This window comes from Anaerolineae bacterium (genome assembly GCA_014360855.1).
GTDB lineage: Bacteria > Chloroflexota > Anaerolineae > JACIWP01 > JACIWP01 > JACIWP01.
The window spans coordinates 1-1,710 of the sequence record JACIWP010000417.1 but is presented as its reverse complement, the minus strand read 5'-3'; the positions used below and the strand labels follow the sequence as shown (position 1 = coordinate 1,710).

3 protein-coding genes are annotated in these 1,710 nt (G+C 68.2%); 1 reads left to right on the top strand and 2 read right to left on the bottom strand.

The window, feature by feature from the left end:
* Nucleotides 1-636: trimethylamine methyltransferase family protein (locus tag H5T60_14680; protein ID MBC7243677.1), on the top strand; the 636-nt coding region annotated here is incomplete at its 5' end.
* Here H5T60_14680 and H5T60_14675 read toward each other — a convergent pair.
* Together H5T60_14675 and H5T60_14670 are read right to left on the bottom strand one after the other, a co-directional pair.
* Nucleotides 633-1,427 carry a phosphatidate cytidylyltransferase gene (locus H5T60_14675; GenBank protein MBC7243676.1) on the bottom strand — a complete coding sequence of 265 codons (795 nt, stop codon included), beginning with the start codon at nucleotides 1,425-1,427 and terminating at the stop codon, nucleotides 633-635. The genes H5T60_14680 and H5T60_14675 overlap by 4 nt on opposite strands.
* Before the next feature lie 26 nt (nucleotides 1,428-1,453).
* A partial coding sequence (locus tag H5T60_14670) for an undecaprenyl diphosphate synthase family protein (protein MBC7243675.1) occupies nucleotides 1,454-1,710 on the bottom strand: 257 nt, incomplete at its 5' end.

Genomic DNA, 1,710 nt, shown 5'->3' with positions numbered 1-1,710 from the left:
CACCGCGGCGCCCCCTTTCTCTTCGGGGCCATGCCTTCGGTCATGGACATGCACAGCACGGTCTTCTCCTACGGCGCGCCCGAACTGCATCTGCTCCTGGCCGGCATGTCCGAGATGGCGGCGCACTTCGGCCTGCCGAACTTCGGCACCGCCGGCTGTGGCGATGCCTGCACCTTTGACGGACAGGCCGTCCTGGAGGCCGCTCTGTCCTGCACCTTCGCCGCGCTCAGCGGGGCGGACCTGATTCATGATGCGGGGCTGTTCGGGAGCGCGCAGGTGCTCCTGCCGGCGATGTATCCCGTGGTGGATGAGATCGCCGGCATGCTGGAGGTGATGCTGGGCGGGATACCCGTGCAAGATGAGGACGCGGCGCTCGACCTGATAGACGAGGTCGGGCCAGGCGGCGAGTTCCTGACGCTGGAGCACACCCTGCGGAGCTTTCGCACCTTCTGGCGGCCGGCCCTGCTGGACCGCAGTGGCTATCAGGCCTGGTCCCTGGCCGGCAAACCAGATTTCGCCGCGCGCGTGCACGCCCGCCTGCGAAACTTGCTGGAGACCCACCAGCCGGCGCCCCTCCCACCCGAGGTCGTGCGCGAGCTGGATGCCCTGGCGAGAAGCTGGGAAGCAGAGGCTTAGATGACGCCGGCCAGCAAGAGGTAATAATAGGCGCTGGGGATGACGAACAGCAGGCTGTCAATGCGGTCCAGCATCCCCCCGTGGCCGGGGATGAGGTTGCTGGAGTCCTTGGCGCCGACCTGCCGCTTGAACATGGATTCCGCCAGGTCCCCGAACGGCGCCACCGTGGCGATCAGCGCCCCCAGGGCCAGCCCATGCCAGGGGGAAAGGCCCAACAGCCAGGCCACCGCCGGCGTCAGCGCGACGCCCGTCAGCCATCCCCCAACCGCCCCCTCCCACGTCTTTTTCGGGCTGAGGCGGGGCGCCAAAGGCCGCCGGCCCCAGCGCCGGCCGACGAAATAGGCGCCGCTGTCGGTGATCCAGGTGGAGAGCAGGGCCAGCGCCGTCCACCACAGGCCCTGCGGTGCCAGACGTAAGGCGACGAAGTGCCGGCCCATCCAGCCCAGGTACAGCGCGCCGGCCAGCGTCGCCAGGGCATCCACGCCAGGGCGCGTTCGCCCGGGCTGAAGCATGTGCCAGACCAGGGCGCCGGCGGTGCACAGGGTGACGGCCAGCTCCAGCCAGGGGCGAGCTGACGGAAGGATGGGAGGAAGTACCAGGGCGACCGCCAGAAGCAGGCCGATGATCTCCTGCGGGGCCAGTTCGGCCTGTCGGAGCAGGCCGTACAGCTCGTGGAGGGCCAGGCCGGCCACGACCAGCACGGCGCCGGCGAACCACCAACCGCCCAGATAAAGGAGCACGGCCACGATGGGCAGAAGGACCAGGGCGCTGAGGACGCGGGTGCGCAGCATAGCGATGCTCCGATGAGATAGTCGGGTTATTGGTCGAGCACGCGCCCGTAGCGGCGCTCGCGCTGGCTGTACGCGACCAGCGCCTTATACAGCTCCTCGCGGTCGAAGTCCGGCCAGTAGACCGGGGTGGAATAATATTCGGCGTAGGCGCTTTGCCAGATGAGGAAATTGCTCAACCGCATCTCGCCGGCGGTGCGGATGATGAGGTCCGGGTCCGGCAGGCCGGCGGTGTGCAGGTATGAGCTGACCACCTCTTCTGTCACCTGTTCCGGCGTCAGGCCAT